Origin of the sequence: Leisingera sp. ANG-S5 (genome assembly GCF_000813925.1) — a bacterium.
In the GTDB taxonomy this organism is placed as follows: Bacteria; Pseudomonadota; Alphaproteobacteria; order Rhodobacterales; family Rhodobacteraceae; genus Leisingera.
Map to the genome: position 1 here is coordinate 128,723 of NZ_JWLH01000008.1, position 26,497 is coordinate 155,219.

24 protein-coding genes are annotated in these 26,497 nt (G+C 57.3%); 9 read left to right on the top strand and 15 right to left on the bottom strand.

Features of this window, described 5'->3' with window-relative positions; all coding sequences use genetic code 11:
• Nucleotides 1-101: 101 nt before the first annotated feature.
• From pncB to pncA, 3 genes are all read right to left on the bottom strand, one after another.
• Nucleotides 102-1,391 carry a nicotinate phosphoribosyltransferase gene (gene pncB, locus RA25_RS13590; protein WP_019295050.1) on the bottom strand — a complete coding sequence of 430 codons (1,290 nt, stop codon included), beginning with the start codon at nucleotides 1,389-1,391 and terminating at the stop codon, nucleotides 102-104.
• Between the two features lie 62 nt (nucleotides 1,392-1,453).
• Complete coding sequence (locus tag RA25_RS13595; RefSeq protein WP_039173118.1) at nucleotides 1,454-3,715, bottom strand: ATP-binding protein; 2,262 nt, start codon at nucleotides 3,713-3,715, stop codon at nucleotides 1,454-1,456.
• A 69-nt stretch (nucleotides 3,716-3,784) separates the two neighbouring features.
• Complete coding sequence (gene pncA, locus RA25_RS13600; protein WP_039173122.1) at nucleotides 3,785-4,381, bottom strand: bifunctional nicotinamidase/pyrazinamidase; 597 nt, start codon at nucleotides 4,379-4,381, stop codon at nucleotides 3,785-3,787.
• Nucleotides 4,382-4,558: 177 nt separating this feature from the next.
• Between pncA and trhO the strand changes: the two genes are divergently transcribed.
• The gene (gene trhO, locus RA25_RS13605; RefSeq protein ID WP_039173124.1) at nucleotides 4,559-5,470 is read left to right on the top strand and encodes an oxygen-dependent tRNA uridine(34) hydroxylase TrhO; all 912 of its coding nucleotides are present in this window, start codon (nucleotides 4,559-4,561) and stop codon (nucleotides 5,468-5,470) included.
• Between the two features lie 126 nt (nucleotides 5,471-5,596).
• Here the strand turns inward: trhO and RA25_RS13610 are convergent, their stop codons facing one another.
• From RA25_RS13610 to napE, 6 genes are read right to left on the bottom strand one after another with little or no spacing between them, the layout of a single operon-like run.
• A complete protein-coding gene (locus tag RA25_RS13610) occupies nucleotides 5,597-6,265 on the bottom strand; it encodes a cytochrome c3 family protein (protein ID WP_019295054.1) in 669 nt (222 codons plus the stop codon).
• Entirely contained in the window at nucleotides 6,265-6,735 is a 471-nt protein-coding gene (locus tag RA25_RS13615) for a nitrate reductase cytochrome c-type subunit (RefSeq protein ID WP_019295055.1), read from the bottom strand. The genes RA25_RS13610 and RA25_RS13615 overlap by 1 nt, the downstream gene beginning before the upstream one ends.
• Nucleotides 6,736-6,743: 8 nt before the next feature.
• A complete protein-coding gene (napA, locus tag RA25_RS13620) occupies nucleotides 6,744-9,242 on the bottom strand; it encodes a nitrate reductase catalytic subunit NapA (protein ID WP_039146835.1) in 2,499 nt (832 codons plus the stop codon).
• Nucleotides 9,239-9,517, bottom strand: a complete 279-nt coding sequence (locus RA25_RS13625; protein WP_019295057.1) for a chaperone NapD — start codon at nucleotides 9,515-9,517, stop codon at nucleotides 9,239-9,241. The genes napA and RA25_RS13625 overlap by 4 nt, the downstream gene beginning before the upstream one ends.
• Entirely contained in the window at nucleotides 9,514-10,029 is a 516-nt protein-coding gene (gene napF, locus RA25_RS13630) for a ferredoxin-type protein NapF (protein ID WP_019295058.1), read from the bottom strand. The genes RA25_RS13625 and napF overlap by 4 nt, the downstream gene beginning before the upstream one ends.
• A 12-nt stretch (nucleotides 10,030-10,041) precedes the next feature.
• Nucleotides 10,042-10,191 carry a periplasmic nitrate reductase, NapE protein gene (napE, locus tag RA25_RS13635; RefSeq protein ID WP_019295059.1) on the bottom strand — a complete coding sequence of 50 codons (150 nt, stop codon included), beginning with the start codon at nucleotides 10,189-10,191 and terminating at the stop codon, nucleotides 10,042-10,044.
• 650 nt (nucleotides 10,192-10,841) lie between these two features.
• On the opposite strand from napE, the gene RA25_RS13640 reads away from it, so the two are divergent.
• From RA25_RS13640 to RA25_RS13650, 4 genes are read left to right on the top strand one after another with little or no spacing between them, the layout of a single operon-like run.
• Entirely contained in the window at nucleotides 10,842-11,252 is a 411-nt protein-coding gene (locus tag RA25_RS13640) for a hypothetical protein (protein WP_039173127.1), read from the top strand.
• A complete protein-coding gene (locus RA25_RS13645) occupies nucleotides 11,249-12,628 on the top strand; it encodes a relaxase/mobilization nuclease domain-containing protein (RefSeq protein WP_039173128.1) in 1,380 nt (459 codons plus the stop codon). The genes RA25_RS13640 and RA25_RS13645 overlap by 4 nt, the downstream gene beginning before the upstream one ends.
• A gap of 21 nt (nucleotides 12,629-12,649) precedes the next feature.
• Nucleotides 12,650-12,865, top strand: coding sequence for a hypothetical protein (locus tag RA25_RS22745; RefSeq protein WP_152612202.1), 216 nt, complete (start codon nucleotides 12,650-12,652; stop codon nucleotides 12,863-12,865).
• A gap of 26 nt (nucleotides 12,866-12,891) precedes the next feature.
• A complete protein-coding gene (locus RA25_RS13650; RefSeq protein WP_039173131.1) occupies nucleotides 12,892-13,221 on the top strand; it encodes a hypothetical protein in 330 nt (109 codons plus the stop codon).
• A gap of 22 nt (nucleotides 13,222-13,243) precedes the next feature.
• On the opposite strand, the gene RA25_RS13655 is transcribed toward RA25_RS13650, so the two are convergent.
• The 3 genes from RA25_RS13655 to RA25_RS13665 form a co-directional block, all read right to left on the bottom strand.
• Nucleotides 13,244-13,774, bottom strand: coding sequence for a hypothetical protein (locus tag RA25_RS13655; protein WP_039173134.1), 531 nt, complete (start codon nucleotides 13,772-13,774; stop codon nucleotides 13,244-13,246).
• Nucleotides 13,775-13,856: 82 nt separating this feature from the next.
• Nucleotides 13,857-14,294 carry a hypothetical protein gene (locus RA25_RS13660; protein WP_039173137.1) on the bottom strand — a complete coding sequence of 146 codons (438 nt, stop codon included), beginning with the start codon at nucleotides 14,292-14,294 and terminating at the stop codon, nucleotides 13,857-13,859.
• Entirely contained in the window at nucleotides 14,291-14,527 is a 237-nt protein-coding gene (locus RA25_RS13665; RefSeq protein WP_039173140.1) for a hypothetical protein, read from the bottom strand. Before RA25_RS13665 ends, RA25_RS13660 begins: the two co-directional genes overlap by 4 nt.
• 526 nt (nucleotides 14,528-15,053) lie before the next feature.
• On the opposite strand from RA25_RS13665, the gene RA25_RS13670 reads away from it, so the two are divergent.
• Nucleotides 15,054-15,233: a hypothetical protein gene (locus RA25_RS13670; RefSeq protein ID WP_039173143.1), complete on the top strand. Its 180-nt coding sequence runs from the start codon at nucleotides 15,054-15,056 to the stop codon at nucleotides 15,231-15,233.
• 48 nt (nucleotides 15,234-15,281) lie between these two features.
• On the opposite strand, the gene RA25_RS13675 is transcribed toward RA25_RS13670, so the two are convergent.
• Nucleotides 15,282-15,731, bottom strand: a complete 450-nt coding sequence (locus tag RA25_RS13675; protein WP_152612204.1) for a Rap1a/Tai family immunity protein — start codon at nucleotides 15,729-15,731, stop codon at nucleotides 15,282-15,284.
• Nucleotides 15,732-15,846: 115 nt separating this feature from the next.
• Entirely contained in the window at nucleotides 15,847-16,758 is a 912-nt protein-coding gene (locus tag RA25_RS13680; protein ID WP_039173148.1) for an ArdC family protein, read from the bottom strand.
• A 368-nt stretch (nucleotides 16,759-17,126) separates the two neighbouring features.
• Here RA25_RS13680 and RA25_RS13685 point away from each other — a divergent pair, with 368 nt between their 5' ends.
• The 3 genes from RA25_RS13685 to RA25_RS22430 are packed head-to-tail and all read left to right on the top strand — an operon-like array spanning nucleotide 17,127 to nucleotide 24,128.
• Nucleotides 17,127-20,537 (top strand): TM0106 family RecB-like putative nuclease, encoded by a 3,411-nt coding sequence (locus tag RA25_RS13685; protein ID WP_039173234.1) that lies wholly within the window; start codon nucleotides 17,127-17,129, stop codon nucleotides 20,535-20,537.
• A gap of 26 nt (nucleotides 20,538-20,563) precedes the next feature.
• The gene (locus RA25_RS13690) at nucleotides 20,564-22,351 is read left to right on the top strand and encodes an ATP-dependent nuclease (RefSeq protein WP_039173153.1); all 1,788 of its coding nucleotides are present in this window, start codon (nucleotides 20,564-20,566) and stop codon (nucleotides 22,349-22,351) included.
• A complete protein-coding gene (locus RA25_RS22430) occupies nucleotides 22,326-24,128 on the top strand; it encodes an ATP-dependent helicase (protein ID WP_082023076.1) in 1,803 nt (600 codons plus the stop codon). The genes RA25_RS13690 and RA25_RS22430 overlap by 26 nt, the downstream gene beginning before the upstream one ends.
• Nucleotides 24,129-24,160: 32 nt before the next feature.
• Here RA25_RS22430 and hsdR read toward each other — a convergent pair whose 3' ends face one another.
• Entirely contained in the window at nucleotides 24,161-26,485 is a 2,325-nt protein-coding gene (gene hsdR / locus RA25_RS13700) for an EcoAI/FtnUII family type I restriction enzme subunit R (protein ID WP_039173158.1), read from the bottom strand.
• Between the last annotated feature and the right edge of the window lie 12 nt (nucleotides 26,486-26,497).

Here is a 26,497-nt window from a genome sequence, read left to right on the forward strand (position 1 = left end):
ACTATTACCCCAATGTTTCGCGCGCGAAACATTGGGACAGAAGCTCTGCCACTATTTGTACTGCCCCGCAGAATACCCGCCGCAACACCGGCGAAGTGTTATCAAACGATTACCGCCTGCCGCTCCTGCTCTCCGACACCGAAAACGCGCTTGTAGCGGGTGATTTCATCTGCCGGACCCATCGCCTTTTCCGGGTTGTCGGACAGTTTCACCGTGGGCCGCCCGTTGGCCGCAACCGCCTTGCAGACCAGCGAGAACGGCGCCAGCGCGTCATCCGGTACCAGCTTGCGGAAGTCGTTGGTCAAGAGCGTGCCCCAGCCGAAGGAAACCTTGGTGCGGCCCGAGAACTGCGCGTGCAGGTCCTGGATCTGCTGCACGTCGAGGCCGTCTGAAAAGATCACACGTTTCTCTGCCGGGTCCTCGCCGCGCGCCTTCCACCAGTTGATCGCCACCTCGGCGCCCTTCGCCGGGTCGCCGCTGTCGATGCGGATACCGGTCCAGCCGGCCAGCCAGTCCGGCGCGCGGTCGAGGAAGCCCTGGGTGCCGTAAGTGTCGGGAAGGATGATGCGCAGGTTGCCTTCGTGCTCGTCATGCCAGTCGGACAGCACGTCATAGGGGGCCTGCGCCAGTTCCGCATCACTGCCGGCCAGCGCGGAATAGACCATCGGCAGCTCGTGCGCGTTGGTGCCGATCGCCTCCACCTCGCGGCGCATGGCGATGAGGCAGTTGGAGGTGCCGGTGAATTTCTCTCCCAGCCCCTCGATCATCGCCTGCACGCACCAGTCCTGCCAGAGGAAGGAGTGGCGGCGGCGGGTGCCGAAATCGGCGATGGTCAGGCCCTCCACCTCACGCAGGCGTTCGATCTTTTCCCAGACCCGGGTCATGGCGCGAGCGTAAAGCACCTGCAGTTCAAACCGGCCCATGCTGTTGATCACGGCGCGGCTGCGCAGCTCCATCAGCACGGCGAGCGCCGGGATTTCCCACAGCATCACCTCGTGCCATTTGCCCTCGAACGTCAGCTCATACTGATCGCCCTTGCGCTCCAGGTGGTAGGGCGGCAGGCGCAGCCCCTCGAACCACTCCATGAAGTCGGGGCGGAACATCTGCCGCTTGCCATAGAAGGTGTTGCCCCGCAGCCAGGTGCTTTCGCCGCGGGAAAGGGACAGCGAACGGATGTGGTCCAGCTGTTCGCGCAGCTCGCCCTCGTCGATCAGTTTTGCGAGCGGCACCTGCGCGGAGCGGTTGATTAGCGAGAAGGTGACAGTGGTGTCCGGCTTGTTGCGGAACACCGACTGGCACATCAGAAGTTTATAGAAATCAGTATCAATCAGCGACCGGACGATCGGGTCGATCTTCCATTTGTGATTGTAGACGCGGGTTGCGATATCCACCGTCGGCCTCGTGCATAAGGGTCACTGATTGATAGGACAGCCCGGCAGCCGGGGCAAGGCGGTCAGCCCGCGCGGCGTCTTTGCGCCTGCGGTGCCAGCCGGGCCAGCAGGTCCAGCAGCTTGGGCTTGCTGATTGGCTTGCTCATGAAGTCGTCCATACCCGCAGCCAGGCAGGCCTTGCGGTCGGAGTCGAAGGCATTGGCGGTCAGCGCCACAATCAACGGCTGCGGCCGGGCCAGAGCGCGGATAGCGCGGGTGGCTTCCAGCCCGTCCATTTCCGGCATCGACATATCCATCAGGATGACATCCGGCACGAATTCCTCAAACTTTGCCACCGCCTCGCGGCCATTCTCGGCGAAGGTCAGTTCTACCGGCAATGCGTTCAGGAATTTTTCCACCAGCAGCCGGTTCACGGCGTTGTCTTCGGCCACCAGCACACGCAGCCCGTCCAGCGCCGCTGGGGCGCTTGGCTCTGCAGGTTCCGGCTGCGCGGCGCTTTCTGCCTGCGCGTCCTGCAGGTGCAGCCGAACTGCAAAGCAGGAGCCAGTGCCCAATTCTGAGGACACCGCAATGCCGCCGCCCATCGCCTCTGCCAGGCGGCGGGAGATCGCCAGCCCGAGACCGGTGCCGCCAAAGCGGCGGCTGATGGCGGCGTCTGCCTGCGAGAACCGTTCGAAGACTTCACCCAGCTTGTCCTCGGCGATGCCGATACCGGTGTCTGTCACCGTGAAGGTCAGCTCATACCCGCCGGCTGCAGGCGTGCCGCCCAGCGCAACCGCCACCCGGCCCTGCTTGGTGAACTTGATGGCGTTGCCCGCGAGATTCATCAGGATCTGCCGGATTCGCCGGTCGTCGCCGTGCAACTGTGCAGGCAGATCCTCCTGGATCTCCAGCGCCAGGTCCAGTCCCTTGGCGTCCGCCTGGGCCTGCAGCAGGCGGATGGAGGTTTCAAAACAGCTGCGGGGGTCGAAGTTCACCGGGCTGAGGGTGAGTTCCTCCGCGTCCATCTTGGAGAAGTCGAGCACATCATTGATCAGGGCCAGCAGCATGTCGGCGGAGCTGAGAATGGTATCGGCATAAAGCGCCTGTTCCTTGCTGAGGCCGCTGTCGCGCAGAAGCTGCGCCATGCCGATCACCCCGTTCATCGGGGTGCGGATTTCGTGGCTCATGGTGGCCAGGAAGTCCGATTTGGCGCGGGCGCCCTCCTCTGCCGCGATGCGGGCCTTTTCCAGCTGCCGGGCGTGTTCCTTGGCGGCGGTAATGTCGCGTTCGACGGCGATCAGGGTTTCCAGTTTGCCGTCGCTGTTCAGCATCGGCACCTGGCTGGTTTCGATCCAGACCTTGCGCCCGTCCTTGCGGCGGTTGCGGATTTCAACCCGGACCGGCTGGGCGTAGCGGATACTGTCCTGCAGCATCTTGATTGTCCCGGGATCGGTTTCACCGCTGTTCAGAAGATCGCCGGGCATTTGGCCCAGCGCCTCGTCAAAGGAATAGCCCGTGATGCGGGTGAAACTGTCATTGACCCAGGTGATCCGCCCCTCCCGGTCCATCAGCATCACGCTGTCATTGGCGTTTTCAGCGACCAGCGCCAGGCGCCGGGCCTCCATCCGCTGATCCTGCAAGCGGGCATTTGCCGCCTCCAGCTCCTGCTGCTGGGTGGCGGTGGCAAGATTGTACTGGCGGGTGTTTTCAAAGGTGCGGCGGCCGTAGGCGGCCAGCCAGAACATGAAACCGGTCAAGGTCACGATACCAACAGCATGCAACTGCCATTCGGTGGTAAAGCCGCCGCCCTCCACCAAATCGACACCGAGCATCGCAGCAGGCACCGCACAAAAGAAAACCATCCAGACGACTGAGGCCGGGCGGTGGTACGGCAGGGTGATTGCGGCGTTCATCGCAATGCCGGCAAGGAAGGCAATGGTGAACAGAATGTCGAGATGGTGATCGGTATCGACGCCAGCCTCTACCCAGGGCCAGTACGGCAGCGTGGCGCAGATACTCATTCCCGCACCGTAGACTGCGGCGGACAGGGTCGTCAGCAGCCTTAGCTTGGATTCAGGGACGCCTTTGGCCGCCAGGGCTGCAAGGCGCCACAGGCAGAAACTATCTGCGATGTCACCAATCAGGGCTGCTGTGAACGCCAGGGCGGCAATCCTCATGTCGGTCGCCAGGCCGAGCAGCACGCAAATTCCGAAAACAAAGACCTGGCGCGGCCAGAAAGTTTTATAGCGCCCCTTGGCATAGCGCATCATCAGCTCAAACGAGCTGTACTTCCTTTCATAGCTGGCCAATGGGCCGTCAGTCGGCCCCTTCCCTATGTTCATCAGTCAGCCTTGCTGTCCGGACTCCCTGCCAGTGTTATGTGTAACTGGTTAATATTTGGAAACTTCAACTCAGGATTGCAATTTCACCCCTGCCTGCTCCATTTGCGCCAAAGCCGCCTTGAGAGAGCCATCCAGATCAATGGCGCGGCAGGCAGACAGCTGCACCGTCACGCCGAACCCCAGACGTGCCGCGTCCAGTGCGGTGAAGGCAACGCAGAAATCGGTGGCCAGCCCGGCCAGTGTCAGATCCGTGATACCGCGGCTGCGCAGGTATCCCTCCAGCCCGGTGGGCGTGGTCTGGTCGTTCTCGAAGAAACCGGAATAGCTGTCGATCACGGGCCTGAATCCCTTGCGGATAATCAGATCGCCATCGGTGCGCAGATCCTTATGAAAGGCCGCCCCCTCAGTGCCTTGCACGCAGTGATCCGGCCACAGAACCTGGGGTCCATAGGGCATCTCTGTGGTGTCAAACGGCGCTTTTCCCGGGTGCGAGGAGGCAAAAGAGGAATGCCCCGCCGGGTGCCAGTCCTGCGTGAGTATGACCGCATCGAAGCGGTCCATCATCGCATTGATCGGGGCCGCGACCTCATCGCCGCCGGGCACCGCCAGCGCGCCGCCGGGGCAGAAATCGTTTTGCACATCGACAACGATCAGGGCCTGGGTCATCGGCATCTCCTATGCTGGGCACACAATATCTAGCGGTGTGTGCGGGTCATGGGAACTGTTGCTGCACGATGGCGCGGACGCAAGACAAAAACATGCATCCAAAGCCCTTGTTTTATTGGTGTAGCGGGGCGGGTTCTTTGACTTGAAAACCCGCGCGCTTGGTTCTAAGGGCGGGGCATGTACACGATTGCTGCCCTCTATCACTTCACCCGTTTCCCCGATCCTGCCGCGATCCGGCCGGCGCTGCTGGACCTGTGCCAGGCGCAGGACGTCAAAGGCTCCTTGCTGCTGGCGCAGGAGGGGATCAATGGCACCATTGCAGGCCCGCGCGCGGGCATCGACGCGGTGCTGGCGCATATCAAGTCTCTGCCGGGCTGTGCGGGGCTGGAATGGAAAGAGGCCACCGCTGCCGAGCCGCCGTTTGGCAAGATGAAGGTGCGGCTGAAGAAAGAGATCGTGACCATGGGCCAGCCGGACGTCGATCCGCTGGCCTCTGTCGGGCATTACGTTGAGCCGGAAGAGTGGAACGACCTGATCCGGCAGGACGATGTGGTGCTGATCGACACCCGCAACGATTACGAAGTGGCCATTGGCACCTTCGAGGGGGCGATCGACCCCAAGACCGCGAGCTTCCGCGATTTCCCAGCCTGGTGGGAGGAGAACAAGGACCGCTTCCACAACAAGCGGGTTGCGATGTTCTGCACCGGCGGCATCCGCTGCGAGAAGTCGACCAACTACCTGCTCGGCCAGGGGGTGGAGGATGTCTATCACCTGAAGGGCGGCATCCTGCGCTACCTGGAGGAAATGCCGGCGGACAACAGCACCTGGGAAGGTGAATGCTTTGTCTTCGACAACCGGGTGTCGGTCGGCCACGGGCTGGTCGAAGGCCCGCATGAGCTGTGCCACGGCTGCCGCCGCCCGATCCTGCCCGAGGACAAGGCGCGGCCCGAGTTCGAACAGGGTGTCAGCTGCCACCTGTGCATTGATCAGACCTCGGAAGAAGACAAAGTGCGGTTCCGCGAGCGGCAGAAGCAGATGCAGCTGGCCCGCGCGCGCGGCGAGGAGCACCTGGGCAGCATTCCGCTGTAGGTCCGCACAAGCCATTCAGCCGAACCAGATCGCAATCGATCCGGGAAAATTCGGCATATCAGGCACTAAAAAAGGCCGCTGCCCATCGGGACAGCGGCCTTTTCGTGTTTTGCGGCGCTGGCAGCGTCAGTCGCTGCTCAGGCCCAGGTAGCTGCGGGTGCTGGCCAGCAGGCCCTCGCCGTGCGCCGGGGCCAGCAGGCCTGCGTGGTCCTCGCCTTCGGCTGCGGCCATGTCGGGCAGCTGGTGGGCGATACCCTTGTGGCAGTTGATGCAGGTCTTCTCGCCGGTGAACAGGAAGCGCTCATGCGCGTCCGCTGCCCGCTTGGACTGGCGGGTGATGTCCATAGACTCGTCCGAGTGGCAGTTGCGGCATTCCAAGCTGTCGTTTGCCTCAAGCCGCGCCCATTCGTGCTGCGCCAGTTCCAGCCGGTGCTCCAGGAATTTCTCCCGCGTGTTGATGGTGCCGAAGATCTTGCCCCAGACCTCCTTGGAGGCCTGCATCTTGCGGGCGATCTTGTTGGTCCAGTTGTGCGGCACGTGGCAGTCCGGGCAGGACGCGCGCACGCCGGAGCGGTTGGAATAGTGGATCGTCGGCTTCAACTCCTCGAACACGTTGTCGCGCATTTCGTGGCAGCTGGTGCAGAAGGCCTCTGTGTTGGTGACTTCAAGCGCGGTGTTGAACCCGCCCCAGAAGATGATCCCCATTACAAAGCCGCCCATGGTCAGGAAGCCGAGCGAAAAGTAGGCACTGGGCCGCCTGATGATCCACCAGAGCCGTTTCAGGAAAGCAATCATCAGTCCGCCCCGCCCTGCTGTGCCTTCACGTAGTCGATCACCTTGTCGACATCGACGAACTCATTCTCGACCAGCGGCCGGGCGTTGGTCTGCACCACGTGGCACTGGTTGCAGAAATAGCGCCGCGGGCTGACCGCGCCGAGGGTCTGGCCCTCGCGGTTCATGAAGTGGGTGACCGAGATCATCGGTGCCTGGCTGACCTCCACGGCCGTGCGGCTGTGGCAGGTCAGGCATTTGTTGGAGTTCAGATCGACCTGGTAGTTGTCGGTCTTGTGCGGGATCAGCGGCGGCTGATCCGGGTAGTTGCGCACCTGGCGGATGTCGGTGTTGACGATGCCGGGGATCTGGGTGGCTTCGCCCTCTTGGTCCAGCGGTGCGGTGTTGCGCAGCGTGGCGACCTGGTTCTGAGCGAAGGCTGCGGTGGCCAGAAAAACCGGAACAGCCAGGATGGCGAGACGGAGATGTTTCATGACGGGCCTCACACTGCTTCGATACGGATTGCGCATTTCTTGAAATCCGTCTGTTTCGAGATCGGATCGGTGGCGTCCAGCGTGACCTTGTTGATCAGCCGGCGGGCATCGAACCACGGCACAAAGACCAGACCCTTGGGCGGCTTGTTGCGGCCGCGGGTCTCAACCCTTGTGCGGATTTCACCGCGGCGCGAGATGATCCGCACCTCGGTGCCGCGCCGGAAGCCCTGCGCCTTGGCATCGTCCGGGTGCATGTAGCACAGCGCATCCGGGACGGCCTGGTACAGCTCCGGCACCCGCTGGGTCATGGAACCAGAGTGCCAGTGCTCCAGCACGCGGCCGGTGGCCAGCCACATCGGGTATTCGTCATCCGGGCTTTCCGCCGGCGGCTCGTAGGGCAGCGCAAAGATCACCGCCTTGCCGTCGGGCTTGCCGTAGAAATCATAGTCCGATCCGGGTTTTGCGTAGGGGTCGGAGCCTTCCTTGAAGCGCCAGCGGGTTTCCTTGCCGTCCACCACGGGCCAGCGCAGGCCGCGCACCTCGTGGTAGGTGTCGAACGGGGCCAGGTCATGCGCCTTGCCGCGGCCGAACTCCGCGTATTCCTCGAACAGACCCTTCTGGATGTAGAAGCCGAAGTCCTCAGATTCGTGGTTGCCGTATTCCTTGGCCTTCTCGGACAGCTCGAACTGGTCGACCTTGCCATTGGCAAACAGCACCTCGAACAGGGTCTTGCCCTTGTATTCGGGGTTGGCGTCGAGAATTTCCGCCGGCCAGACCTCATCGGTGGTGAAGCGTTTGGAGAATTCCGCCAGTTGCCACAGGTCGGACTTGGATTCACCCGGCGCGTTCACCAGCTGATACCAGAACTGGGTGCGGCGCTCGGCGTTGCCATAGGCGCCTTCCTTCTCCACCCACATGGCGGCGGGCAGGATCAGGTCTGCAGCTTCAGCCGTCACCGTCGGATAGGCATCCGAGACCACGATGAAGTTGTCGGGGTTGCGGTAGCCCGGCAGCCCTTCCTCCATCATGTTGGGAGCGGCCTGCATGTTGTTGTTCACCTGAACCCAGTAGCAGTTGATCTTGCCGTCCTTCAGGTCGCGGTTCTGTTTCACCGCGTGGGAGCCAACCCAGCCCGGAACGGTACCTTCGGGCAGTTTCCAGATCTTTTCGGCATAGGCGCGGTGTTCCGGGTTCTTGACCACCATGTCCGCGGGCAGGCGGTGGGCAAAGGTGCCGACCTCGCGCGCGGTGCCGCAAGCCGACGGCTGGCCGGTCAGCGAGAACGGCGAGTTGCCGGGAGTGGAGATCTTACCGGTCAGCAGGTGGATGTTGTAGATCATGTTGTTGACCCAGACACCGCGGGTGTGCTGGTTCACGCCCATGGTCCAGAGCGACATCACCTTAGTATCCGGATCGGCATAGAGCTTGGCGATCTTCTCCAGGGTTTCTGCCGGAACACCGGACATTTCCGACGCTTTTTCAAGCGTGTACTCGGAGACGAACTCGGCAAATTCCTCAAACGTCATATCCGAGGCGCCGCCGGCCTTGTCCGCGTTCTCGGCCATCTGCTCCAGCGGGTGCTCCGGGCGCAGGCCATAGCCGATGTCCTGGTTGCCGCGCTTGAAGTTGACGTGCTTGGCGACGAAGTCCTCGTTCACCGCGCCGTTCTGGATGATGTAGTTGGCGATGTAGTTCAGCATCACCAGGTCGGTGTGCGGGGTGAACACCGCCGGGATATCCGCCAGGTCGAAGCTGCGGTGGGTGAAGGTCGACAGCACCGCCACCTTGACGTGCGGATGGCTGAAGCGGCGGTCGGTGATGCGGGTCCACAGGATCGGGTGCATCTCCGCCATGTTCGAGCCCCACAGCACGAATGCGTCGGCGTTCTCGAAATCGTCATAGCAGCCCATCGGCTCGTCGATGCCGAAGGTGCGCATGAAGCCGCCCACGGCCGAGGCCATACAGTGGCGCGCGTTCGGGTCGATGTTGTTGGAGCGGAAGCCCGCCTTCATCAGCTTGGAGGCGGCATAGCCCTCCCAGACGGTCCACTGGCCGGAACCGAACATGCCGATGCCCTCCGGGCCTTTCTCGGCCAGGGTCTTCTTCCACTTCTCAGCCATGATGTCGAAGGCTTCATCCCAGGAAACCGGGGTGAATTCGCCGTTCTTGTCATATTCGCCGTTGGTTTTGCGCAAAAGCGGCGTGGTCAGGCGGTCGGCGCCATACATGATCTTCGAGAGGAAGTAGCCCTTGACGCAGTTCAGGCCGCGGTTGACCTCTGCCTGGGTGTCGCCGTGGGTGGCGACCACGCGGCCGGCCTTGGTGGCCACCATGATCGAGCAGCCGGTGCCGCAGAAGCGGCAGGCCGCCTTCGACCATTTCAGCTCAGTCACGTTTGCGTCGGTAACAAGGTTCTGCGCTGCCGCGGGAACCGGCAGGCCGGCAGCAAGCGCCGCTGCGGCGGCGGCCTGCGCCTTGATGGCGTCACGGCGGGTAAGTCCGGTCATTGGGGGACTCCTTCTTCAATGGCGAGGTCCTGCGCATCGCAGGTTTGATGGAAGACAAGCGCCGCGCTGGCGACGCCGTCGAGAAGCTGAATTTTGGCGAGTGCATCGCCGATGGCCCGGTCGCTGTCGGCCTCGAACAGGACCACAATCTTGCCCGAGGGATCGGTTTGCGAAATTTCGGCGCGGGGCATGGATTTGATGTCGGCCAGAACGGCCTCCATCCGCGCCGGGTCGCTGCGCACCAGCAGGCTGGAGATATGGATTTCTTCTGTCACGCGGACTTCCTTTGCTGGCGGGGATCGGTGATCGCGATGGCGTTGTTCGGGCAAGTGGACAGGCAGGCGCCGCAACCGTTGCAGGCGCCGGCGTCCACCTGAATGGCGCCGACCGGGCGGACCGACAGGTCCATCCGCAAGGCGCGCGGGTCGCAGATATCGGTGCACAGCTGGCAGGCGATGCCGGCGGCGTTCAGACAGCTGCCGGTGATCTCTACCGTGACCGGCCAGGCCGCCGGCTGCTCCAGATCGAACACAGGTTCGGGGCAGGCTTCGGCGCAAGCCGCGCAGAAGGTGCATTCGCCGCCGCGGAAATTGATCCGCGGGCGGTTGCGGCTGTCGAACTCGATAATGTTCTCCGGGCAGCTTTCCACGCAGGCATTGCAGCTGGTGCAATGGGCCTGCACCCGGGCCTCATCCGTCCAGGGCGGGCGGAATTCCGGGTCCGGGCGGGCCACTCTTCCGGTCAGGAAGGCGCGGCGCGAGGGGGCGGTGCTGGCATGTGCTGGCATTGGCCTGGGCCCTTAACCTGTGGGCGGCCCCAGGAAGATCTGGGAGATCCAGATCATCAGGCCGTATCCGCCGACGATTCCCACTGCCAGAACCGGCGCCAGGACCACGGCAAGGAACAGAAAGGTGTTCCTCTCTTCGGCTTTGGTTGGCTGTTCGGACATATGAGTCCTCCTTGGCTGTTGTTTTCACACAATCGGACTGCGGCATGACCGCAGCCTGCTGTGCAAGCGGTGGCGGGCTGATCCGGATGTGACTGACGGCTGTCTAACAGTGATGTCAGATCCACCTTTTCAGCCGGCCGGCTTCAGCTCTGCCAGCGCCACCATGCAAATGTGCTGTTGCGGCCACCTTGATCTGAATCATTTCGCAGGCTGCTGATTTGAAAAAGATAAATATTCAAAAAGGTGAAACTGAATTGCGGTGGTGTGACAGGCCGGGGCTGACCGGCCTGTACTCGATTCGGCGGCCATTGCAGCATTTGCCGGCATGGCACCGCACCAAATCCGGTGCTGCCGCGATGGATACGGCTTTGCTGTCGGATGATTTGCGGCGCCAGGACCGGTCAGCGCGCACCTGTGCCGCGCCGCCGGGTCCGCGCCCTCGAAATGGCAGAAATCAGCCCATGAATACAGGACCGTGCACTGCACCCAATGATGCGAAATTTCTTAGCGATTTCAGTGATTAATGGTGCAGCTAGAGGGAGAAAGTTCGAACTCTCTCTTTGCCATCCTGCAAGAATGGGAAACCATTCTCCAGACCTGTGATCTGCCTTCCAACACCGTAACTCAGGACAACGATCCGGGGTGCGGTGATGAGCATTTCGGAACGTGATTTCAACAAAGTAGCTGGGAAGCCAGTCAAGAAGCGAGAAGCGCCATTCTCGCTCCGACTGAGCTTTGACGAGAAAGCCGCGTTGTTAGAGGCTGCGAACGGCCTGCCGCTCGGTGCCTACATCAAGGCCAAGCTCTTTGATGAGCCGCTGGAGAAGGTGCGCCGCCGAAACACCAATCCCGTAAAGGATCACGAGGCTTTGGGCCGTGTCCTCGGAACGCTGGGCGGTTCGCGCCTGTCCCAGAACCTGAACCAGCTTGCTCGCGCGGCTAACACGGGCGCGATGCCTGTTTCGCCAGAGCTTGAAGACGAACTGCGCAAGGCATGCGATGAGGTCGCCGAGATGCGTGCTGAACTGCTCCGCGCGCTTGGGAATGGAGGTAAGCCATGATCCTCAAAGGTTCCCAGCGCGGCAATGCCCACGAGCTTTCAAAGCATCTGATGAATGCGCGCGATAATGAGCATGTGGAGTTGCATGATCTTCGCGGCTTCATGAGCGAAGATGATCTGCATGAGGCTCTCGCCGAAGCCGAAGCGATCTCGAAGGGCACGCGCTGCAAGCAACATCTATTCTCTCTCAGCCTGAACCCTCCCGAGGGTGTCCACGTCGACACGCAGACTTTCGAGGTAGCCATCGAAATGGCCGAACAAAAGCTCGGCCTTGATGGTCAGCCGCGTGCTGTCGTTTTCCATGAAAAGGAAGGTCGGCGTCACGCCCATGCCGTCTGGAGCCGCATTGATACCGACGCCATGACGGCAAAGCAGATGTCTTTCACGAAGGTAAAGCTCATGGACGTTTCTCGTGAGCTCTACCTTCGCCATGGCTGGGAGATGCCAAAGGGGATGGTGGATCGTGAGAATCGCAATCCGCTCACCTTCTCCCGCGCGGAGTGGCAACAAGCGGCACGCGCCAAGCTAGACCCCCGCATGGTCAAGGCCATGTTCAAGGATACTTGGGAGCGTTCAGATTCTGCGGAAAGCCTCAAATCCGCCCTGGAACAGCGCGGCTACTATCTGGCGCAAGGGGATCGTCGGGGCGTGGTTGCTGTGGATTATCGCGGTGAAGCATTTTCCTTGTCTCGCTGGGCGGGCGTGAAGGCAAAAGACGTCAACGCCCGCTTCACCAACGCCAAAGAACTTCCAAAGGTTGATGAGCAACGACAGCATGTTGCCGCGCTGATGGCGGATGGCTTGCGCCGTCAACGCGCCGAGATCGAAGAAGGATATAAGCGCGCCCGTCCGTCTATGGAATTCCGCCGCACACAAATGGTGGAGCGCCATCGGATTGAGCGCACGGGGATGGCTGAACTACAAAAGCAGCGCGAAACCCGTGAAGCGGCTGCGCGCGCCTCGCGCCTTCCAAGTAAAGGCGTGGGCAAGTGGTGGAGTCAGCTCACTGGCCGATATTCGAAGCTGAAAGCCCAAAACGAACATGATGCCTGGCAAGCGCTAAAGCGTGATCAGGTCGAGCGCGACAAGATGATTTCGCGGCAACTCGAAGAACGCCAGCGCTTGCAGCAGGCCATTCGTGCGATGCGCGAAGAGCGGATCAAGGAACTCATGGCGCTTCGCCAGGAGATCGCGAACTACATGCTCATGAAGCAAGGCAACGTTCCGAAGATCAAGCCCAAATACCCAACGACCCGTGCGGATGCGCGATCCCAAGAGACCAAACGAACCGAACGTCACCGCGCAGATGAGCGTCAGCGCGAACGCCAACGTCAGCGCCCGCGAGATCGTGGGCCTGATCGGGGCCGAGAGTTTTAACCAGTAGAAAGGAGGTCGCCTATGCGACACACATTGATGCTGAACCTGGACGAGACCCATGCTCGTCTTCTTGATGAACTACGAGACCATTTCAAACTCGCTGCCGAGGATACCGTGCGGCTGGCTATTCGGCTGACTCATGCAAGGCGAACGAAACCCGATGTTCTTGCGCCGGAATTCAAGCCGCGCGCGCTCAAAGATTGGTGGAGCGATGATGACGACTGTGGGCCTTGCTGAGCGACACCCTAAGTCCTGTAGCCAATATGCTGCTTGATCAAATGGAGTCCCTCGCGCAGCGCGGCTGGATTCCAATCCTCCAAACCTTGTCGAAACAAGGTGAAGCCCCAACTGCGGCTCGATTGTTCCTGGAAGTAATCGAGCGCTTCATAGACACTCTTCGAGCGGACATCGAAGTCTTGTTCGCAATCGGCTACGGCTTCGGTGAGGATGCGCATGTGCTCATCATCAATGTATCGTTTCGCAATTCTGTTTTCACTCGCATTCCACATCGAATGAATAAAGCAAATATCACTTGCCAGAGTCAAGAACAAATAGTGAACAGTGATGCTAAGATGGAGGCTATTTTCGCGTGACGGAATGACGGTCAAAGAGCCCTTAAATGTCAATGCGCTCGTTCGAAGTCGCGTTCTTTGAGCATGCATTGCAGAATGGGTAAGTCCCACGCAAACTAAACAGAATTCTACCCATAAAGATTCCTGCAAAGGCAAGTCCGACAAGTGCCGGCGACAAGTTGAACTCGGGGAATAATACTTTTGTTGTGTCGCTCTTGATCAGCATCATGTTTAAAAAGGCGAGAATGGAAGTCACCAATACCCAATATGTGCAGCTTCTCACCTTAAATTTCAGCAACAGCAGAAAGGCAAAATAGCCCAAAATGATTGCTAGATAACCGATTTGCAGGGCGATGCCGATTCCAAACGGCGCAAGGATAAATGGTGTGATAATCATATTAACCAAGAGTTCATATAGATTTTCAGAGACTTCTTGCCCGCTCAAAAAGTCGAGCACAAAGAGTGTCCAGAAGGAAAAAGACACCGACAAGTATGCCGCCTTTATGCAGGAAAGCGCATAATAGGCCGCAGAATAGAAAAAGAACTCCAAATTATCGATTAGTGTCACTTCCATATTTTCTCATAAACATATTAATTACGAAATAAATTTCTGAGATATTTGCAGTAAATGCGCGCCGCGTATCTTTGAAATTCGATCATAGTAGGTCGAACAGATCAGCTTGTCTGAGCGCTTCGCTCTCTTCTTTCGGAAAGAAGAGTACCTTCGGCCCGACAAGAACGCAGTCCTGCTTGCCATGACGGACACGCATGCCGTGGTAGAACCCTTGGGGCTTAATACGCTGCTCGAAGGGCAGCATCGCGACTTCGTTGTAGGTCGTAGGCTCTCCGTCAAAGAAGCGCTCAGGCACGAGGCGATATGCTTCAGCGGATTTGCTGTGCGTGCCAGTGCAAACCCATAGGCCATTCTTCCAAAAGAAGGGCTTTCTGATCTTTCCCTGCGCGATCTTGTCGGCGCTGTAGGACGCCGCGATATCGCCTTCTCCGATCTGTCGGTTTCGCGTCTGGCACCATGTTCCAGAAGCGAGACGTGAAGGATCGACGCGGTGCTCTTGGGTTTCGATGGGGGCGCTCATGAGCGCCCCGCGTCGTTTGTGGTCTCGGGAGCATCTTCCAGCGGGAGGCGCAGTACGATGCGGCCATTGATCGGGCAGGTTTCGAGTTGGAGCGTAAAGCCTCGCTCGTCTTTGTGCTGCCAAGCGGCTCCGACTTTGTTCCAGTAGGATTTCTCGCCTCTTTGGGTGACGTGCCACGCCAGATAGTCGGGCGCGTTCAAGGGCAGGTTTTGGTTCGTTTTTTCGCGTGCCATGGTTTTCTCCTTTGTTTTCTAAGTTGGCTTGCTAACGCCCTCCCGTTCGGGCGAAGGCAAAGGATCAGGGTTCATGTTCAACACGGCTGGCGAAGCCAGGTGGAGCGGGCAGGACATTGAAGGCTGAGCCGCATTCGGCCAGGGATTTAGGGGCAATCAATGCAAGCCACTTTGACGCAATGGAGACAGACAGCCGTGAAGTAAGCGGCCAGACCTGACCTAGCCACGCACCTCAAAGCGTGCCGTTCGACGCTTACCTTCGAAAATCCGCATCTGGAGCAAAGCGACGCTGGCATCATACGCAGGCGGGCTAACGCCTCCGAAACCTACTGCCATCAAGCCGCATCAATACCGCCGTCGCGGTGATCCCATCCAAACCGACGAAGCCGCGCTACATGCGCATCTCTCCATAGTTCCAAGACCGTCTCCCGACCCATCAGGGCCTTCACTGGCCGATGATTGTGTGTGTGTGCGGGCCGAAAGGCCCTGAGCGGTTCGGGGCCTCCTTGAAACAAAGGAGGATACGATGAAACTCGTCTCACGATTTGAAGCGGCATCCCGCAGCACGGCAGAATTGCACGGACTTCTTGCAGAAGCCTTCAATGCCTTCGCCGCCGCTCCGCGCGGGAGCCATGAGCGCCGCGATGCTCTTCAAAGCATGCGCAATATCGAAGAAGAGCTGGCCTGTCGCGGCCCAAGCATCTAACCGGCATGGGGCTAGCCGTCAGGCTGGCCGCATTGATAAAGAAGGAAATTAGTTCCCGTCGGAGTCTTTGCAATCAAAGACCTGCCGAAGGGATTCAGCCAGAATTATGGACCTTGATTTTCCCCAATACTGTGGATTGTCTTCCATGTAGTTTTTAAAAGATTGAAACGCTTGATCCTTAGAAAACTCATCATCAATACAGAATAGGCTTCTGATCGCCGTTGCATGCCCTTCGACAAACCCGATCATATATCCAGTACACCAGCCATCATCGACCGAGTTTTTTGACTCGCAAATTTCTTGCAGAGTATCTGCTCGGAAGTCTTTGTCGCTTGCAGGCTCTAATTCATCTAGCCATGCACGCATCTTCTCTTCATCGATCTTTTGCGGGTGATCGTAGTGCTCACCTTCGAGGTAAACGAAGGCAATCCCAAACAACGCCAATACCGTAATAGCGACCAATGTAAGCTTCAGAAATTCAACAAGAAAATTTGCCATGTGGTGAAATGTTACACAATTCCTCTGTGACATGAATAAGCTGGATAGGGTTTTCCACAGAAGAAGAGTTGGCTGGCCAATCGGCCAGCCAAAATTTTCTGTCTCTGGAGCCGCCTTACGCGGCTACTCCATTGTGCTGCTCTTCGTCATCGATCTTCGGCTGGAAGCCATGCAAGAAGTCAGCCGCGCGCTGAGCATGGGCGGCAGCGCTAAAGATCGCCCGCTTGTCTTCCTTCAAGACCTTGAGCCAGCTTTGAATGTAAGCGGCATGATCGGTGCCAGGCTTGGGGGTCAACTCCAGATCGGCGCAAAGGAAAGCCGCGCCAAGCTCGGCGACCAGTTCTTCGCGGGCGTAGCCTTCGTCACCCCATTTCTTGCGCCCGAATTCTCGGTCAAGGCGGCTCTTGTGCTTCGTCCAATGTGTCAGCTCATGCGCCAGTGTGGCGTAGTAGCTCTCGGGACTTTTGAACGTCTCGAAATACGGCATCTGCACATGATCGCTCCCGCCCGCATAGTGAGCGCTGTTCCCGCCATGGCGAATGTCTGCGCCTGTGTTTCCAAAGAAGTCTTCCGCGTGGCTGATCCGCAAGGCGGGGTCAATCACTGGCTCGGGCTTTGCATAGTAGTGCTCTGGCAAGCCTTCGATCTGCTCGACGTTGAACACGCTGTATCCCTTCATGAAGGGAATTTTGTGCTCTTCCTCTGATCCGTCGTCCTGCTCTTCAGTCTTGGTAATGGTGTTGGCATAGACAACCAGATTGCCGCGCTCGCCCTTCTTGACATGTGCGCCAAGCTCCTTGGCCTGTTTAAAGGTCATCCAGAACGGGGAGAGATAGCCAGCTTCAACGGCGGCTCCCCATAGCATAAGGATATTGATTCCGTTGTAGGGCACGCCATTGTGCCGCAAGGGTTTGGTGATCTTGCCTTCTAGGTTTCCGCTGCTCCAAGGCTTGAGCCATGACAGCTCGCCTCGTTCCAGATCAGCAATAATCTTGTCGGTCACTTTCTGATAAATATCTTGTCTCATTGTCTTTTTTCCTTCCTTCAAAGCTCGGTTGCGCATGCAACCGGACTAGGCCCGCGCCAATGAGCGGGGGGACGGTCGTCCAGACCGAAAGCCATGGAGGGGTGCGGGCGCAGCCGAAGGCGAGCCACGGCCATGGCTTTTGCCCGAAGCTCAAGCGAAGGGCTTGGTCTTGACGGAGGACGGGCCTGCAAGGCCCCAAACAAGAAAGAGAAGTGTCAGCCGTTCACGGCTGGCGATGGTCGCGCAAGGGATGGAAGCCGCAGGGCCGAGACCGCTCGCGGGCTCGGTTCACGACAGCCCGTCCCGAAGGGTGCGCACTTCAGTCTTATATATTGGACGCTCTTTACAACTTTTGGTATAGTCGCATCATGAAAAAAATTATTGATGTCATACAGTTAAGTGCGTCTGATCTTGTTGGTCATTTGAATTGCAATCATCTTACGGAACTTGATTTGAACGTTGCTTCCGGCACGCTTCAAAAGCCTCAAGTTTGGGACCCGTTGCTCGAGATACTGCGTGAGCGCGGACATCGCCACGAACAAGAATTCGTGCAGCATTTGGCCGATCAGGGACTCTCCAGCTTAACAATCGATGGTGTGGACATTACCGATGACGCCGTATCCCAAACCGATGCAGCGATGGCGCAAGGTGCGGATGTGATCATCCAAGCAGCGCTGCGCCACGGTCGCTGGTCAGGCCGCGCAGACATCCTTCGCCGAGTCGAAAAACCCAGTGATCTTGGGACGTGGTCTTACGAGATCATCGACACTAAGCTCGCCCGCGAGACCAAGGCGGGTTCCGTTCTTCAGCTATGCCTTTATGCCGATCTTCTTCATCAGGCGCAGGGAATTGCCCCTGAATTTATCTATGTCGTCGCGCCGTGGTCGAACTTTGAACCGCAACAATTCCGATATGCAGACTATGCGGCCTACTTTCGGAAGGCTAAGTCTGCCATCGAAGAGGCTACACTGGATGACGCACCCCCTGCACAGTACCCCGAGCCAAAAGAACATTGCGATATCTGTCGTTGGCGTGAACGCTGTGAAACCAAGCGCCGCGCAGACGATCATTTGTGTCTTGTGGCCAATATCACCAAGAGCCAAACAACTGAGCTTCAGGAGAATGGCATCGCCACTGCGTCTGGCCTTGCGGCAATGCCAATGCCGCTACCCTGGAAACCTCAACGAGGTTCGGCACATTCATTTGAAAAGATACGAGAACAAGCGCGGATACAAATCGAATCCCGAGATGCAGGCGAGCTGAAATTCGAACTGCTGCCCGTTACCCCGGAAGCAGGTCTTTGCATTCTCCCCGAACCGTCCGACGGCGATATCTTCTTTGATATAGAAAGCGATGCATTCGTTGGCGAACACGGCATCGAATATCTGTTTGGCTACACCTATCGCAATGCGGATGGGAACTGGGACTACACGGCTGACTGGGCCTTTGACCGAGACGCGGAGAAGGCCATCTTCGAGCGTTTCGTTGACTTCGTAGTTGAGCGACGCAAGACCTATCCCGATCTCCACATCTACCATTTTGCACCGTACGAGACCGCTGCGCTTAAGCGGTTAATGGGACGTTATGCCAGCCGCGAGAACGAAATTGACAACTTCCTGCGAGCAGAGCTTTTTGTTGATCTTCTTGCGGTCGTTCGAAACGCTATGCGTGCTGGCGTTGAAAGCTACTCCATCAAGAAGCTTGAACCGATCTACGGTTTTGAAAGATCAACGGAGCTCTCCGATGCCAACCTTGCACTTAAGAGTTTGCAAGCGGGATTGGAGCTCGGCGATGTCGAGTCCATAAGCGATAAGGTCAAAGCCACTGTTCAAGGCTATAATCTCGATGACTGCGCCTCCACCGAAGCCCTTCAGAACTGGCTTGAAGAGCAAAGACAAAGCCTTATCGATCAGGGCATCGAGGTGCCGCGCCCTTCACCTAAAGACGATCTGGAGCAAGAAGAACTTAGCGAGCGTCAGCTAGCAATTCTCGACCTCATCCAGCGCCTGACGGCCAATGTACCCGTCGATATTGAAGAACGAACTGACGAACAGCAGGCGCGGTGGCTACTTGCCTATCTTCTGGAATGGCATTGGCGCGAAGAGAAATCTTCGTGGTGGGAGTTCTTCCGCCTCAAAGAACTCACCGCAGACGATCTCTTGGACGAGCGCCCTGCGCTGGCCTTTCTAACCTATGTGGACACCGTGGATCACACCAAGACGGGAATCCCGACTGATCGGTATCAGTTCGTACAACAGGACACCGACCTTCGCGGCGGAGAAAAACTCCGCGCCGCTGGCGGTGAGTCGTTTGGCAGTATCATCGAGATCAATGCCGATGCGCGAACGATAGATATCAAGAAGTCGAAGAAAACGGCAGAGCTGCACCCTGACGCAGTCTACGCCTTCGATAACTTCCCTGGGAAAGAGCAAGCCAATGCGATCTTTCGGATTGCAGAATATGTAGCTGATCACAGCATCGAGGGAGACGGTCCGTATCTCGCAGCCCGCTCTCTGCTCCTTCGCGAGCGGCCCCGCATTGGCGGTCAGCAAATAAGACAGGACGGCGAAGACATGCTCGCGGCAGCACTGCGTATCGCGGATGCCATCGATGGCGGCGTGCTGCCGATCCAAGGTCCACCCGGAACGGGCAAGACATTTACGGGCGCACGGATGATCTGTCGCCTTGTCGAACGCGGCCTCAAAGTCGGGATCACGGCGAACTCGCACAAAGTCATTCGCAACCTCATCGACGGCGTTGTCAAAGCATCGCGCGAGATGGGCGTTGATCTGAACTGTCTTCAAAAGCTCTCGGAGAATGCCGATGATGAAGACAGGTTGATCTTCACCAAGGACAACGGCGCAGTCTTTGACCTGTTAAGCTCAGGCGCGTGCCAGGTTGCGGGTGGAACCAGTTTTCTTTGGGCTCGTGAAGATGCGCAGGACACGCTTGATGTTCTGGTTGTGGATGAAGCCGCACAAATGTCGCTCGCCAATGTGGTTGCGGTCTCTCAAGCCGCGCGTACGCTCATACTGCTCGGTGATCCTCAGCAACTTGATCAACCGAGCCAAGGCTCGCATCCCGATGGAACGGACGCCTCTTCGCTTCAGCATATTTTGGGCGATGACCACACAATCGGTGCAGATCGCGGGCTGTTCCTCGAACAGACTTGGCGTCTGCACCCTGACATCTGCGCCTTTAATTCAGAGCTTTTCTACGACGATAAGCTCCATGCCAAGGACAGCTGTGCGCAGCAGCGGATCATCTCTGAAGGTCCAATTAGCGGTAGCGGCCTGCGCTATCTCCCCGTTTCGCACTCGGGCAATAAGAGCTTTTCAATCGAAGAAGCAGAAGCCACGGCGCAGCTGGTTACTGACATCCTTGCGGTCAAACCAAGCTGGATAGACCGAGACGGCGACGAGGCGCCCCTAACTTTAGACGACATCGTCATCATCACGCCATACAACGCACAAGTGTTTGAGATACAGCAGCGCCTGCCAAACGCACGGGTCGGAACCGTGGATAAATTCCAAGGCCAGGAAGCGCCCATCGCAATCTACTCGATGGCAACATCTAGCCATGCGGATGCCCCGCGCGGCATGGAATTTCTCTACAGCGCCAATCGCTTCAACGTTGCGATCTCGCGTGCTCAGTGCGTGGCAATCCTGATTGCTTCACCCGAAGTGTTTGAGGCCGAGTGCAGAACGCCTAGACAAATGCAATTGGCGAACGGGTTCTGCCGTTATTTGGAGATGGCTACTTCAATCAGTGGCACGTAATATAAGTAGATTTGAAGGAGGCGAGATTGTATTTATCAAGAATAAGGATTGAGAACTTTAGAAATTTTTCCGATTTCGACGTAAGCGTCGCTGGAAGCTTAGTAGTTGTAGGTGAGAACCGAGTAGGAAAGAGCAACTTACTTCATGCCCTTCGATTGGTTTGCGATCCCTCTCTACCTGATAGCGCTAGACAACTTGGATTGTCAGACTTTTGGGATGGCATTGAAGAGCTTACGAAAGAAACCAAGATTGTGGTCAGTATCGAGATAAAAGATTTCGAAAGTGACCCTGATATCTTGGCGATACTCACGGATTTTCGGCTCGACGATGATCCTAAAACGGTGAGGTTGACCTACGAGCTGAAACCGATTGCCGACCTTGAAGGTGAGCCGGGAGCGTCTGAAGACTTCGAGTTCATTTGTTATGGCGGCGAAAGCGAAACTAAGACATTCGGTCATAAGCTCAGAAGGCGAATCACGATGGATGTTCTGCCCGCGCTAAGGGATGCCGAAAGCGACCTTTCGGTTTGGCAAAGATCGCCGCTGCGACCACTTATCGAGGAGGCGTTCAAGGGTGTCGACGCTGATGAGCTTGAGGAAATCGGTGAGGCCATCGAAGAAGCGACTGCGAAGATCACGCAGTTCGACGAAGTTGCAGCGCTCGAAAAAAGCATTGCTGATCTCTTTCAAGAAATGAGCGGTGAAAAGCAGGATATACATCCAAAACTTGGTTTTAGCCCGACTGATCCTGCACGGCTTTATCGCGCTGTGCGGCTTTTGATAGACGAAGGCGAACGTGGGATCAGCGATGCCAGCCTCGGATCAGCCAACTTGGTCTTTCTCACGCTGAAGTCTCTCGAACTACGAAGACTCATCGAGGAAAATCATCGGGATCATACGTTCTTGGCGATTGAAGAGCCGGAAGCCCATTTGCATCCGCATCTCCAGCGGTCAGTCTATCGTCATGTCTTCACGGAGGCGCAGGAAGGCGGCGCACCACTTTCGATCCTTTTGACGACTCATTCGCCGCACATCGCGAGTGTCGCGCCGTTGCGATCCATCGTGCTGCTCAAGGACGAAGGTGACAACGGAACGAAAGGATACGCGACGCAATCGATCAGTCTCAAGGCCAAGGAGGCGGACGATATTGCGAGATATCTTGACGTAACACGCGCCGAAATACTTTTTGCGCGCGGGGTGTTGCTAGTAGAGGGCGATGCGGAACGCTTTCTTATTCCCGCCTTTGCGGAAGCCTTGGACAAGTCACTCGATGAGCTTGGTGTTACCGTTTGCTCGGTAGCAGGCACGAACTTCCGTCCCTACGCGAAATTTCTAAATGGCCTCGGAATTCCGTTTGCTGTCATCACTGACTGGGATCCGAGAGAGGGCAAGAGTCCTCTCGGCTGGAATCGTTCTCTCAACCTAGTTTCAGACATCGAAATTCAGCGCACGGGTGAAGAGCCCGAGGAGCTTATCGCGGAACTCGAAGGACTCGACGAAGATGACTTCGCTGAACGCTGCGAAGCGTACGGAGTCTTTTCCAACATCAAGACGCTTGAGGTAGACTTGTTCTTGGATGGCTTTTCGCCAGCTATCATCTCCGTTCTCAAGGAGTATAAGTTTAGTGCAAAAAGAAAGAAGATGATCGAAGAGTGGGAAGCTGATCCTTCAACGCTGGACCCAGAAGAACTCCTAAAGATGATTGATACTATCGGAAAAGGTAGATTCGCTCAGCGAATGCTGTCCTACATCGAGGGTATTGACCCACCAGGCTACATAGCCCGTGCCATTGAGTTCGTTGCCGATCGTGTCTAGTCGCGGTCTCTATTTACGTGCCGCTGAAGAGCTTCGCTCCAACGAAGGCCAATGGGCAGCTTACGAGTCAAAAGGACATTGCGTAGTCATTGCAGGACCTGGGAGCGGCAAGACCAAGACGCTAACGATTAAGCTTGCACGCATTTTATCCGAAGATGTGCACGAGCCGCGTGGTGTTGCTTGTATCACCTATAACAACGAGTGCGCACGTGAGTTGGAACAGCGACTACAAGCGCTTGGTATCGAGCCTGGTGAAAGGGTCTTCATCGGAACGGTGCATTCGTTTTCCCTGACCCAGATCATTCTGCCCTATGCGAAAGTAGCTGGCATGGGGCTACCGGACGATTTTCAGGTCGCGTCCAACAACGAACAACGAGGCGCTTTGGAGCGCGCCTATGACCGCGTCATTGCGCGCGGCGATGACCCACATACGCGCTGGCGTGGCCCCCTTGACCGCTATCGCCGCCGTTATCTTGATCGAACCAGTCCCGAATTCTTAGAAACCGATCCCGTTCTGGCCGAACTCGTGCACGCTTATGAAGAAGAGCTGCGTGCAGCAGGTCTCATCGATTTTGACGATATGACTTTGCTTTCATTGCGCGCACTTCGGGAGCATGAGTGGCTTCGAGAAGCAATAAAGGCAAAGTATCCGGTTTTGATTGTAGATGAGTACCAAGACCTTGGACGTGCTCTTCACCAAATGGTCATGGGATTGTGCTTCAGTACCGGCATTCGTTTGTTCGCCGTTGGTGATGTTGATCAATCCATTTATGGTTTTACGGGTGCAGCTCCTGTGCTCCTAAAGCGGTTATCTGAACGCGATGATGTGGAGACTGTCAGGCTTCGCCTTAATTATCGATGTGGGTCCGAGATTGTACGAGCATCCCAATTTGCACTTGGCGAAGAGCGCGGCTACGAAGCCCCAGAAAACGCCGCCGAGGGAACTGTCTACTTTCATCCTTTACAAGGAAGCTACGAAACACAGGCTGCATATGTTTTCGACACGCTTCTTCCAGATGCGATGGCAAGGCTTCCCGATCTTCAATATGGTGATGTCGCCATCCTTTACCCGGCGGCATGGCTTGGCAACATACTCGCTGACGCCGCAGCAGATCGCGGTCTTGCGACCATTCGGGCAGATAATCAGGCGATTTATCCGCGTTCAAGTCGTTTAATGCGATGGCTAGAGCAATGCGGGACTTGGTGCTGCGAGGGGTGGAAATCAGGTGAGCCCCGTTTTTCAAGGCTCATTGGTGAAGCCTACAGGATGTTTTCCGAAGCGCTGCCAACCGACTCTGATCGCATAGAATTCCAGCGCAAACTACTACGTATAATGTGGGAGCGACGCGATAGCACGATCAGCCTAAATGACTGGCTGTCTACGCTGCGGCAAGAGCTCCTTCGCGATGTTTTTAGCCGTTCGAGGACACTCGTCGATGAGAGTGAGAAACTTGACGATCTTGTATCTAAGACCTCACCAGGAGAACAACATGAAGAGATGACGCTCGGCCAATTCTGTGGGCACGGCGAGGGCAACAACCGTATTAACCTGACGACGCTGCACAGCTCGAAGGGCAGAGAGTTTCGAGTGGTCGTGATGTTTGGAATGGATGAAGGTGGAATACCTCGACGAAATCCAAGCGAGCGGGATTTACGCGAAGCTCGCCGCCTTTTCTATGTTGGTTTTACCCGCGCTGAAGAAGAGGTTCATGTTGTTTGTACTAAGAACAAACCATCTCGATTTGTTGTCGAGCTTGCAGGTAGACTGGAGCAATAAGAATTCGGAATCAGGGTTCGACAAAGTTGGCCTCACTCAGAGTAAAGAACAGATTGCATCGACAAAAACGCTGCCCTGATGGCATCAAGTCCGCCAAGCTTCGCTTTGCCTTCACTTACGCTGCCGTAGCGGGCAGTTAGGAATGTGCCTAGTTTTTTCGTTGCGAGCTCACTTTCTCCACGTTCTTCGTATGCGGCCAAGATTGCCAAGAGTAGCTCCTTGGTCTCCGCTTCATTTTCAGCCATGCCTTCAGATCGAACGTGATCGGCTCGTTGGTGACGCGTTCTAGGTGGATTGGTAAACATGATGTAGCTCAGGACATCGAAGAGATCGCTGTCGATAGCGTCCACTAATCGTCGAATATCACTAAGCCTGTCCCTATCATAACCACGATCCGAAAGCTGATCAAGGAAGCGCTCGCGGTTATCAGGATCACTCCAGACGGCTCGAAGCTGATCCTCGTCTGCAACGATGCCCTTTAGATCGCCGAACAGGCGTTCAAGAAATTCTTGCGCTGAGATGGGCTTGCCTTCTGGGCTCCAGTAAGTGGTTGAGGCGATGTACTTGATCTTTCGCACGCTGCCGTCTGATAGTTTCACGACGATCTTTTCTCGTGGTGGCTCTTCGGTGCCGCCGCCTGGTTCTCCCGGTTCACCCGTTCCAGATTCTGGCCCGCCTGGAGGTGTCCGTGGGCCGCTCGGAGGCTCGGGCTCAAGAGGCTCACCATCCCATTCGGGATCGTTGAAGTTCTCATGCGCCTTCACAAAATCCCAGATCGTGAAGAAGTCTTTGCCTTCATAGGTGCGCGTACCGCGCCCGATGATCTGCTTGAATTCGATCATGGAGCGGATCGGTCGCATTAGAACGATGTGGCGAATATTGCGTGCATCCACGCCCGTCGAAAGTTTCTGCGAGGTCGTCAGCACTGTTGGGATCGTCTTATCATTGTCCTGGAAGTCGCGCAGATGTTGCTCCCCGACTGCGCCATCATCCGCAGTTACGCGGTGGCAATAGTTCGGGTTTGTGCTGTCTTTTACCTGATTGATCAGATCGCGCACCAACGCCGCGTGATCCTGCGTTGCGCAAAAAACCAATGTCTTCTGGCGTTGGTCAATCTGACCCATGAATTCTTTTACACGGCTAAGCTCACGCTCTTCGATGACGATGTGTGTGTTGAAATCGCCTTCGGCGAAGGCCTCACCTTCTTCAACGTTCCCCAAGAGTAGTTCGTCGCTGCTGTCATAGACATATTCGTCAATGGTGCTCGCCATCTGACGAACTTTGAAGGGGGTGAGGAAGCCGTCTTCGATCCCATCGCGAAGGGCATAGGTGTAAACGGGTTCGCCGAAATAGGCATAGGTGTCGGCGTTGTGCTTGCGTTTGGGCGTTGCCGTCAGGCCAAGCTGGGCGGCGGGTTCAAAATATTCCAACAAGCGACGCCATTCACTTTCGTCCTTCGCCCCGCCTCGGTGGCATTCATCAATGACGATGAAGTCGAAGAAGTCTGGCGGATACTGTGTGTAAACGGGCTCGCCTTCACCCGTCATGAAGGTTTGAAAGATCGTGAAGAACAAGCTGGCGTTCTTCGGCGGCTTTCCACGGTTCTTGCGGATCGTGTCGGGATCAATTCTCGTCACGGCATCATTCGGGAATGCGGAAAAAGCGTTGTAGGCCTGATCGGCAAGAATATTGCGGTCGGCGAGGAACAAGATGCGCGGGCGGCGCACAGGCTCGCCCGTCAGGTTCCACTTGGCTTGGAACAGTTTCCACGCGATCTGGAAGGCGATGGAGGTCTTGCCCGTACCCGTGGCGAGCGTCAGGAGGATGCGGCGGTCGCCCTTGGCTACGGCTTCAAGCGCGGCATTCACCGCGTTGTGCTGGTAGTAGCGCAGTTCCCACTTACCGCCGTCCGTCTCAAAGTCCACGGCACCAAAGCGCTCACGCCAAGCGTTCTGATCGGCAAAGGTGCGATCCCAAAGCTCTTCTGGCGTCGGGAACGGTAGGTCCATGTCACCTTCGGCCCCAGTGGACATGTCGATCTGATACCATTTCAGACCGTTGGAAGCGTAAGCGTAGCGAGTTCCAAGTCGTGTCGCGTAGTCTTTTGTTTGCCCAACTCCGTCGCGGTGGGATTTGCCAGCACGCTTTGCCTCTAGTGTGGCGAGCTTCTGGCCCTTGTGAAACAGGACATAGTCACAAGACAAACCCTTGCCGCGCGTGCCGCCGGATTGGATGCGCCCAGGACAGATGACTTCACGACGCACCTTCGAGCCGTTCCTTCCCCAGCCCGCCGCCGCAAGGACGGGGTCTATGCGCTCGGCGCGGGTATCGGCTTCGGTTTCGTCTTGAATGCTCATCTTCTTTACTCG

What these genes read in the sequence shown, in the direction of transcription:
- RA25_RS13595 (WP_039173118.1), bottom strand. Translation starts at nt 3,715, where the DNA reads ATGAACATAGGGAAGGGGCCGACTGACGGCCCATTGGCCAGCTATGAA.
- pncA (WP_039173122.1), bottom strand. Translation starts at nt 4,381, where the DNA reads ATGACCCAGGCCCTGATCGTTGTCGATGTGCAAAACGATTTCTGCCCC.
- trhO (WP_039173124.1), top strand. Translation starts at nt 4,559, where the DNA reads ATGTACACGATTGCTGCCCTCTATCACTTCACCCGTTTCCCCGATCCT.
- RA25_RS13610 (WP_019295054.1), bottom strand. Translation starts at nt 6,265, where the DNA reads ATGATTGCTTTCCTGAAACGGCTCTGGTGGATCATCAGGCGGCCCAGT.
- RA25_RS13615 (WP_019295055.1), bottom strand. Translation starts at nt 6,735, where the DNA reads ATGAAACATCTCCGTCTCGCCATCCTGGCTGTTCCGGTTTTTCTGGCC.
- napA (WP_039146835.1), bottom strand. Translation starts at nt 9,242, where the DNA reads ATGACCGGACTTACCCGCCGTGACGCCATCAAGGCGCAGGCCGCCGCC.
- napF (WP_019295058.1), bottom strand. Translation starts at nt 10,029, where the DNA reads ATGCCAGCACATGCCAGCACCGCCCCCTCGCGCCGCGCCTTCCTGACC.
- napE (WP_019295059.1), bottom strand. Translation starts at nt 10,191, where the DNA reads ATGTCCGAACAGCCAACCAAAGCCGAAGAGAGGAACACCTTTCTGTTC.
- RA25_RS13640 (WP_039173127.1), top strand. Translation starts at nt 10,842, where the DNA reads ATGAGCATTTCGGAACGTGATTTCAACAAAGTAGCTGGGAAGCCAGTC.
- RA25_RS13645 (WP_039173128.1), top strand. Translation starts at nt 11,249, where the DNA reads ATGATCCTCAAAGGTTCCCAGCGCGGCAATGCCCACGAGCTTTCAAAG.
- RA25_RS22745 (WP_152612202.1), top strand. Translation starts at nt 12,650, where the DNA reads ATGCGACACACATTGATGCTGAACCTGGACGAGACCCATGCTCGTCTT.
- RA25_RS13650 (WP_039173131.1), top strand. Translation starts at nt 12,892, where the DNA reads ATGCTGCTTGATCAAATGGAGTCCCTCGCGCAGCGCGGCTGGATTCCA.
- RA25_RS13655 (WP_039173134.1), bottom strand. Translation starts at nt 13,774, where the DNA reads ATGGAAGTGACACTAATCGATAATTTGGAGTTCTTTTTCTATTCTGCG.
- RA25_RS13660 (WP_039173137.1), bottom strand. Translation starts at nt 14,294, where the DNA reads ATGAGCGCCCCCATCGAAACCCAAGAGCACCGCGTCGATCCTTCACGT.
- RA25_RS13665 (WP_039173140.1), bottom strand. Translation starts at nt 14,527, where the DNA reads ATGGCACGCGAAAAAACGAACCAAAACCTGCCCTTGAACGCGCCCGAC.
- RA25_RS13670 (WP_039173143.1), top strand. Translation starts at nt 15,054, where the DNA reads ATGAAACTCGTCTCACGATTTGAAGCGGCATCCCGCAGCACGGCAGAA.
- RA25_RS13675 (WP_152612204.1), bottom strand. Translation starts at nt 15,731, where the DNA reads ATGGCAAATTTTCTTGTTGAATTTCTGAAGCTTACATTGGTCGCTATT.
- RA25_RS13680 (WP_039173148.1), bottom strand. Translation starts at nt 16,758, where the DNA reads ATGAGACAAGATATTTATCAGAAAGTGACCGACAAGATTATTGCTGAT.
- RA25_RS13685 (WP_039173234.1), top strand. Translation starts at nt 17,127, where the DNA reads ATGAAAAAAATTATTGATGTCATACAGTTAAGTGCGTCTGATCTTGTT.
- hsdR (WP_039173158.1), bottom strand. Translation starts at nt 26,485, where the DNA reads ATGAGCATTCAAGACGAAACCGAAGCCGATACCCGCGCCGAGCGCATA.